This window comes from Planomonospora algeriensis, assembly GCF_977012225.1.
The window spans coordinates 1-7,874 of record NZ_CDRNDK010000311.1; the positions used below are offsets into that span (position 1 = coordinate 1).

The following is a 7,874-nucleotide window of genomic DNA, read 5'->3' on the forward strand; positions in this document are numbered from 1 at the left end:
TCACCCCGCGCGAGGGCGACCGGGCGGCGGACCGGGCGGCGCTGCGCCGCGCCCTGTACGCCGGGCTGCTGATGGGCCTGGCCCTGTGCGCCAAGAGCTGGCCGATCTGGCTGATCCCCGGCATGCTCCTGCTGCTGCCCACCGTCCGGGCCCGCGCCGTCGCGTTCGTGGCGACCGGCGTCATGCCGGTCCTCTTCATCGTCACCGAGCCCCTCCTGCTGAACGCCTCCCTGGACGAGATCGTCCAGGCCCTGCGCACGATCGGGGACATCCGCCCGATCGTCGGCGAGTGGGGCTACAGCGCGATCCTCGTCGGCGGCGACTGGACGCTCGACTCCGGGATCGCCACCTTCGGCACCCGGCTGATCTACGTCACGGTGCTGGTGACGGCCTTCCTGTGGCGCCGCGCCGACCCGGTGGACCTCACCACCGCCGTGCTGCTCGCCTTCATGGTCGTCACCCCCCGCCTCGGCGCGCAGTACCTGCTGTGGTTCATGCCGTTCCTCGTCGCGCGGCCCACACCCAACCGCTTCTACTGGCCCGCGGTCATCGGCGTCTGCCTGTGGGCCGGGTACGGCTACCTCCCCATGACCCAGTCCTGGGAGATCTGGTCGACGCAGCACGCGGGGTGGGCCCAGGCCTCGGTGGCGCTGCTGCCGATCCTGGCCTACGCCATGCCCTGGGACCGCCGGGTCTCGGCCGCCCGCGTGCAGGACGAGACATCCGCCCGGCCGGCCCCGCGGCCGTCCGATCGACCGGAAAACCCGGTGCGGACGCCGGGGTGACTTGTCACTCTTGTCGGCATGCAGGCAACGGTCACCGTCACCCCCGCGCAGCTCCCCGGCGTGCTCCTGAACGTCGCCGTGGTGCGCCCCGTCTTCCTCTGGGGCGCCCCCGGCATCGGCAAGAGCTCCCTCGTCCGTGACTTCGCCGACGCGCTCGGACTGGAGTGCGTGACCATGCTCGGCACCCAGCTCGCCCCCGAGGACCTCATCGGCGTGCCCGAGCTGGTCGGCGGCCGGAGCCGGTTCGCCCCGCCCGAGACCATCGCCCGCGACGAGCCGTACTGCCTGTTCCTCGACGAGCTCAACGCCTCCGCGCCCGAGGTGCAGAAGGCGTTCTACTCGCTCATCCTCGACCGGCGCATCGGCGCCTACGAACTGCCCGCCGGCTCCGTCGTCATCGGGGCGGGCAACCGGGCCACCGACAACGCGCTGGCCCGGCCGATGGCCTCGGCGCTGGTCAACCGCCTGGTCCACGTCCACCTGCGGGCCTCGGCCACCGACTGGCTCACCTGGGCCACGGCCAACGGCATCCACCCCTGGATCGTCGAGTACCTCGTCCAGCGCCCCGACCACCTGTGGAGCGCCCCGCCCAAGACCGAGGAGCCGTTCTCCTCACCGCGGGCCTGGCACATGCTCTCCGACGTCATGCACTCCTACGGCGACGGCATCGACGACGACACCCTGGCCGTGCTGGCCTTCGGTACCCTCACCACCGCGCACGCGTCCGCCTTCCGCGCGTACGTCAAGACGGTCCGCCACGCCTACGACCTCGACGCCGTGCTCAAGGGCGACGCCCCCTGGCCCCGCGCCCCCGAGGAGCGCGACCTGCTGTACTTCCTGTCGGAGACCTTCCGCGCCCGCCTGATGAAGGAACTGCCCGCCGACAAGCGCGGCGCCTCCTCCCGCGGACGCGACCTGGCGTTCCGGGCGAAGACGCTCCTGGTCGAGCTGGCCGAGATCTCCCTGGAGTGCGCCCAGCTCGTCATCGCCAACGACGCTGACGGAGCACCCGCCCTGCCCACCTGGTTCCTCGTCGAGGTGGGCCGCGACCTTCCCCGCCTCGTCGCCGCGAGGAACTGATGCCCAGGCAGAAGGCCAAGGTCGACCCCTGGCGCCAGAAGGCGGAGCAGGGGTGGCGGCTGACCACGGACCACCCCCTCTTCCGCGCCTACCGCTACCGGCTGCGCGCCGCCCGGGACGGCGAACTCGCGCCGGACGCCTGGGGCGCGGTCTCGACCGAGGGCAGGGTCCACCACCACCCCAAGCGCCGGGCCGAACCCGAGGAGTGGGCGTGGGTCTTCGCCCACCTCCTGCTCCACCTCGGCTTCGGCCACGCCGACCCGCGCTCCGCCCTGCCCGGGGACATCGGGGAGAGGACCGGCGACCGCTGGGAGACGAGCTTCCTGCCCGACCCCGCCTACCGGGCCGCCTGCTGCCTGGCCGTCGACCGCTTCCTGCGCACCCTCAAGCTCGGCCGCTGCCCCGAACCGCTCCCGGCCGAGCTGCCTCACGAGGACGAGACCACGCTGTCGGAGCGGTGGCGCCGCCTCGGCCTGCCGGCCGAGTACGAGCCGCCCGGCCCGCCCGACTTCGTGATCGGGGACGAGGAGACGGCCAAGCAGATGGACTTCCAGCGGGACTTCGCGATCGGCGTCGCCGACACGGCCACCGCCGCGCTGGACCTCGCGGGCGCACCCCGCTCCACGGCGGACCGGCACGTCGACGGGCCGTGGGACCTGGCGCTGCGCTGGTTCGTCTCGTCCTACCCGCTGCTGGGCGCCCTCGCGGCGGGCATGAGGATCGTCGCCGACGTGGAGCTGGCCAAGGGCTGGGACATCTCGATCGCGGCGGTCAGCGCCGAGTCCGCCGAGATCTACGTGAATCCGCTCGTACGGATGTCGGTGGAGGAGTGGCGGTTCGTGCTGGCCCACGAGATGCTGCACGCCGCGCTCCGCCACGGCGAGCGCGTCGGCGGGCGCGACCCCTACCTGTGGAACGTCGCGGCCGACTACGTCATCAACGGCTGGCTGATGGAGATGGCCGTCGGCGAGATGCCCGAGGGCCTGCTGTACGACCGCTCGCTCGCCGGGCTGTCCACCGAGGCCGTCTACGACCGGATCGCCGCAGACCTGCGCCGCCTGCGCAAGCTCGGCACCCTGCGCGGGCGCGGCCGCGGCGACGTGCTCGACCGCCCGCTCCCGCACCCCGGCGCGCCCGGCCGCTACATGGACCTCGACGAGTACTACCGAAACGCCCTGTGCACCGGCCTGGCCTACCATCACAACAGCGGCCGGGGGCTGCTCCCCTCCGGCCTGGAGCAGGAGATCCGCGCCCTGGACCAGCCCCCGCTGCCCTGGGACGCCGCACTGGCCCGCTGGTTCGACGAGCACGTCCCCTCCGCGGACCGGCGCCGCTCCTACGCCCGCGCCTCCCGCCGCCAGGCCTCCAGCCCGGACATCCCCCGCCCCGGCTGGATCCGCCCCGAAGAGCTCGTACGGCGGGCGACGTTCGGCGTCGTCCTGGACACCTCCGGCTCGATGGACACCCGGCTCCTCGGCAAGGCGCTGGGCGCGATCGCCTCCTACGCCGCGGCCCGCGACGTACCGCGCGCCCGCGTGGTGTTCTGCGACGCGGCGGCCTACGACGCCGGGTACCTGCCGGTGGAGGAGATCGCGAACCGGGTCCGGGTCCGCGGCCGGGGCGGCACCGTGCTCCAGCCGGGTGTGGACCTGCTGCAGCGGGCCGAGGACTTCCCGCCCGAGGGCCCGATCCTGGTGATCACCGACGGGTGGTGCGACGTGCTCCGCATCCGGCGCGAGCACGCCTTCCTCATCCCCGAGAGCGCCCGCCTCCCCTTCGCCCCCCGCGGGCCGGTCTTCCGGATGAGATGAGGCGCAGCCGGCCGGGGAAGCAGGGGAAGCCGGGAAGGACGCCGTTCCTTCGGCGCGGCCCCGGGCTCCGGCGGCCGGACCGGGCCCGGGACCGTGATCCGGGCTGTGCTCCGGGGCGGGACTCGGTCCGGAGCACGGTCCGAAGCGCGATCCCGGACACGGCGGCTGCTAGGTTCCTGAAAGTGTGAGGAACAACGTGGAAGTCCTGCGCTACACCGCCTTCACCCACGATCCCGCGGGCGGCAACCCCGCCGGGATCGTCCTGGACGCCGCCGGTCTGACGGCCGAGGAGATGCTCGCCGTCGCCGCCGAGGTGGGCTACTCCGAGACCGCCTTCCTGACCGAACGCGACGACGAGAACCGCGTCTTCCGAGTCCGCTACTTCGCGCCCTCGGCGGAGGTCGACTTCTGCGGGCACGCCACGATAGCCACCGCGGTGGCCCTGGCCGAGCGGCTCGGGACCGGTCCGCTGGCCTTCCGCACCAACGCCGGAGAGATCGCGGTGGAGACCGGTGTCGAGGGGGAGACGCTGCTCGCCACCCTCACCAGCGTGCCCACCCGCTCCGCGCCGGTGGCGGAGGAGGCGCTGGACGAGGCGCTCGCCGCGCTGCGCTGGTCCCGCGACGAGCTGGACAAGGCGTTCCCGCCGCACGTCGCCTTCGGCGGGGTCCACCACCTCATGCTCGCCGCCGCCTCCCGCGAGCGGCTGGCGGACCTCCACTACGACTTCGAGGCGCTGCGGTCGGTCATGACCCGCCACGGCTGGACGACCGTGAACCTCTTCTGGCGGGAGAGCGACAGGCGCTACCACGCGCGCGACCCGTTCCCGGTGGGCGGTGTGGTCGAGGATCCGGCGACCGGGGCCGCGGCGGCGCCTTCGGCGGCTACCTCAGGGCCCTCGAGGACGGGGTGAAGGAGTTCACGATCATCCAGGGGGTGGACATGGGACGGCCCAGCGAACTGAAGGTCTCGATCGCCGAGCCCGACGGCCGCACCCGGGTGAGCGGCGGAGCCGTCGCGATGGAGGTCCCCTGACCGTCCGGCCCCCGGTCTCCCGGCTTGCCTCTGGACTCTGACCGTCCGGCCTCCGGTCTCCCGGTCTGCCTCTGGACTCTGACCATCGGGTCCCCGCCGTCCGGTCGTCTGGCCCCCGGTCTCCCGGATCGCTGATCCGAGGAGCGGGCACGGCGGCGCGTCCGATTCCTGCAAGACGGCTCCGGCCGCCGGGCGTACGGTCGGTGTCATGAAGACGCTGACGAACGACGCCCTGGCAGCGGCCAGGCGTTACCTGCTGCTCAACGCCCGGCTGATCGACCGGCTGAGGTGTGAGAGGCTGCTCGACGGCGGATCGGCGGACCGGGTGCTGGCCGTACTGCGGGGCTACCAGAACGCCGACGGCGGGTTCGGCAACGCCCTGGAGCCCGACCTGCGCGGTCCGGAGAGCCAGCCCGAGCCCGTCGAGGTGGCGTTCTGGATCCTCGACGAGCTGGACGCGTTCGACGACCCGATGGTGACCCGCGCCTGCGACCACCTGCTGACGGTCACCGCGACCGACGGAGGGGTGCCGTTCGTGCTGCCGAGCGTGCGCACCTCGCCCCGCGCGCCCTGGTGGGAGACCCCCGACGACCCGCCCGGCTCCCTGGTGCCGACCGCCTCCATCGCGGGCCTGCTGCACAAGCACAAGATCGAGCACCCGTGGCTCGGCCCGGCCACCGAGTTCACCTGGGCCGCCATCGGCAGGGCGAGCGAGCTCGAGCCCTACACCGCCCGCGCGGTCCTGCACTTCCTGGAGCACGCCCCGGACCGCGACCGCGCCCACGACGAGTTCACACGGCTCCGCGAGGCGATCCTGGCCACCGTCTCCCTCGACCCGGCGGCGGAGGGCGAGGCCCACTTCCCGCTGGACTTCGTCCCCGAGCCCGGCACCCTGCCGCTCTTCGGTGAGGAGGTGCTGGAGACGCACCTGGACGCGCTGATCGACCAGCAGGGCGCCGACGGCGGCTGGGCGCCGAACTTCCCGATGTGGGCGCCGATCGTCGCCCACGAGTGGGGCGGGTTCCTCACCGTGGCGCGGCTGAGGACGCTGAAGGCCTACGGCCGGTTGACGAGCTGACGCAGGGGCACGCCGGCCAGTCGCCGTACCTCGTTGGACATGTGCGACTGGTCGGCGTATCCGCTGGCCAGCGCCACCTCGGCCAGCCCGGTCCCGCGCCCGGCCAGCCGGAGCGCCCGCTGGAACCGGACGACCCGCTGCAGCGTCTTGGGACCGTACCCGAACGCCCGCACGCACCGCCGGTGCAGCTGCCGCTCGCTCAGCCCGAGGTCGCGGGCGACCTCCCCGACGCTCCGCCCGGTCCGCAGCGCCTCGGCGACCACCGGCGCGGCCGGGTCCGGCCCGGGCGTCGCGCGCAGCCGTACGGCCAGCGCCTCCTGGACGGTCCCGAGGACGTCCCGGACGCCCCGTCACCGGCGGTTCCGGCAGTCGCGATCGCGGCGGACACGGCCTCGGCGTCCAGCCGGGGCAGCCCGCCGAGGTCGGTCAGCGGCACCCGCAGATCCCGCAGCGCCTCGACCGGCACCCCGAACGCGTCGCCCACCGCGCCGGGCCGGAACCGGACCCCGGTGTAGCGGTCGCCCGGGGACATGGCGACCGGCATCGGCCCGGTGTCGGGCCCGGCCACGTGCGGCCCCCGGGGGCCCCAGATCAGGTCGACGCATCCGTCCGGCACGACCAGCCCGGTGCCGGCGGACGTCGCGACGCGCGTCCAGACGCAGACGAGCCGGTCGGCGAGAGCCGGGTCGGGGGCCCACTCGCGATACATGGCATCAGGGTACGGCGGAGGCCCCGGAGGGAGGGGAGGGCTCCGGCCCCGCAGGCGGGACGTCCCCGTCACCGGAGGAGACGCGATCGTGCTCCCCTTCGGCGGGGGGCGCTCCGGAGACGAGCGCCGCGGCCCACCCGCCGCGCGGGTCGGCGTCGATCAGCACGGCGCGGACCAGCAGGCTGAGCGGGATGGCCAGCAGGGCGCCCAGGGGGCCGAGCACGAAGGCCCAGACGATGAGGGACAGGAACGTCACGGTCGTGGACAGGCCGACCGCGTCGCCGAGGAATTTGGGCTGGATGAGCGACTGGACCACGAAGTTGATCGCGATGTAGGCGGCGATCACCAGGAGCATGGTCTCGAATCCGCCCTCCAGCAGGCCGAGCAGGGCGGGCGGAATGAGTCCGATGACGAAGCCGATGTTCGGGATGTAGTTGGTGATCAGAGCGAGGACGCCCCACAGGAGGGGGAGCGGGACGCTCAGCGCCCAGAGCGCGGCGGCGTCCAGCGCGGCGCAGACGAGGCCGAAGAGCGTGGAGACGACCAGGTAGCGGCGCGTCTTGTGGGCGAAGTCGTCGAGCGCGGCGACGAGCTTCGGCCGGGAGGCCGCGCCGTGGGCGAGGACCTTGGAGAAGGACCGCGCGTCCAGGCACATGGCGAGCAGCAGGACCACGATGAGGACCAGGCCGGAGAAGGCGCCGAGCAGTCCGGAGGCGAACCCCTGCACGAAGGTGAAGACCTTGCCCGGGTCGAACGACTTGATCGCCTGGTCGATCTGCCGGCCGCCGATCCCCAACCGAGCGGCGAAATCCCGCAGTTGGGCGACGATCTCACCGAACTGGTCGCCGTAGGTGGGGGCCAGGCCGGCCAGCTGCGCGACGGAGAGGGTCAGGACGGCCATCATGCCGAGCAGCACGACCAGCACGATGGCCAGCGGGACCGCGACCTGCAGCCATCCGGGGGCGCCGCGCGCGTCTAGCCGGGCTCGGACGGGGGAGACCGCCATGACGAGTACCAGGGCGAGGAGCACGGGGCCGAGGATGGAACCGACCGCCTTGACGCCGGCCAGCGTGACCACGGCGCCCGCCGTGCAGAGCAGCAAGACCAGTGGCCGGGGGAGCACTCGTTGATCTGTCACGCCCGGTACCTACCCCGAGGGCGGAGAACACGTCCCGGCCGGGGCGCGGATGATTTGACGGGGTCGTCGGCCGTACATATAGTTCACAGGCCCGAGGGGGTCGGCGGAGATCGCCGGGACCTCGGGAACCCCTCTGATCAGCTTCTTCCGGTGGGACGCGTGCGTCCCGGCGGAATCCGGTTCGACACGAACGGGATGTCGAGGTAAGTTAGAGGGGTTGCCCCGGAGACGGGGTGGT

8 protein-coding genes and 1 pseudogene are annotated in these 7,874 nt (G+C 73.2%); 6 read left to right on the forward strand and 3 right to left on the reverse strand.

Annotated features, from left to right (window positions below; translation table 11 throughout):
- From ACWJ6R_RS25600 to ACWJ6R_RS25625, 6 genes and pseudogenes are all read left to right on the forward strand, one after another.
- A pseudogene (locus ACWJ6R_RS25600) lies at positions 1 to 785 on the forward strand (hypothetical protein); the annotation flags it as partial.
- Positions 786 to 803: 18 nt separating this feature from the next.
- Entirely contained in the window at positions 804 to 1,865 is a 1,062-nt protein-coding gene (locus tag ACWJ6R_RS25605) for an AAA family ATPase (protein ID WP_449064678.1), read from the forward strand.
- Positions 1,865 to 3,676 (forward strand): vWA domain-containing protein, encoded by a 1,812-nt coding sequence (locus ACWJ6R_RS25610; RefSeq protein ID WP_449064679.1) that lies wholly within the window; start codon positions 1,865 to 1,867, stop codon positions 3,674 to 3,676. The genes ACWJ6R_RS25605 and ACWJ6R_RS25610 overlap by 1 nt, the downstream gene beginning before the upstream one ends.
- A gap of 184 nt (positions 3,677 to 3,860) precedes the next feature.
- On the forward strand, positions 3,861 to 4,589 hold the full coding sequence (locus ACWJ6R_RS25615; RefSeq protein WP_449064680.1) for a PhzF family phenazine biosynthesis protein: 729 nt from the start codon (positions 3,861 to 3,863) through the stop codon (positions 4,587 to 4,589).
- The gene (locus ACWJ6R_RS25620; RefSeq protein ID WP_449064681.1) at positions 4,586 to 4,711 is read left to right on the forward strand and encodes a hypothetical protein; all 126 of its coding nucleotides are present in this window, start codon (positions 4,586 to 4,588) and stop codon (positions 4,709 to 4,711) included. Before ACWJ6R_RS25615 ends, ACWJ6R_RS25620 begins: the two co-directional genes overlap by 4 nt.
- Positions 4,712 to 4,919: 208 nt before the next feature.
- Positions 4,920 to 5,789, forward strand: a complete 870-nt coding sequence (locus tag ACWJ6R_RS25625) for a hypothetical protein (protein WP_449064682.1) — start codon at positions 4,920 to 4,922, stop codon at positions 5,787 to 5,789.
- Here the strand turns inward: ACWJ6R_RS25625 and ACWJ6R_RS25630 are convergent.
- The 3 genes from ACWJ6R_RS25630 to ACWJ6R_RS25640 are packed head-to-tail and all read right to left on the reverse strand — an operon-like array spanning position 5,768 to position 7,636.
- Positions 5,768 to 5,962, reverse strand: coding sequence for a helix-turn-helix domain-containing protein (locus ACWJ6R_RS25630; RefSeq protein WP_449064683.1), 195 nt, complete (start codon positions 5,960 to 5,962; stop codon positions 5,768 to 5,770). The genes ACWJ6R_RS25625 and ACWJ6R_RS25630 overlap by 22 nt on opposite strands.
- A 26-nt stretch (positions 5,963 to 5,988) precedes the next feature.
- On the reverse strand, positions 5,989 to 6,498 hold the full coding sequence (locus tag ACWJ6R_RS25635) for a DUF6597 domain-containing transcriptional factor (RefSeq protein ID WP_449064684.1): 510 nt from the start codon (positions 6,496 to 6,498) through the stop codon (positions 5,989 to 5,991).
- Positions 6,499 to 6,502: 4 nt separating this feature from the next.
- Positions 6,503 to 7,636, reverse strand: a complete 1,134-nt coding sequence (locus tag ACWJ6R_RS25640; RefSeq protein WP_449064685.1) for an AI-2E family transporter — start codon at positions 7,634 to 7,636, stop codon at positions 6,503 to 6,505.
- Between the last annotated feature and the right edge of the window lie 238 nt (positions 7,637 to 7,874).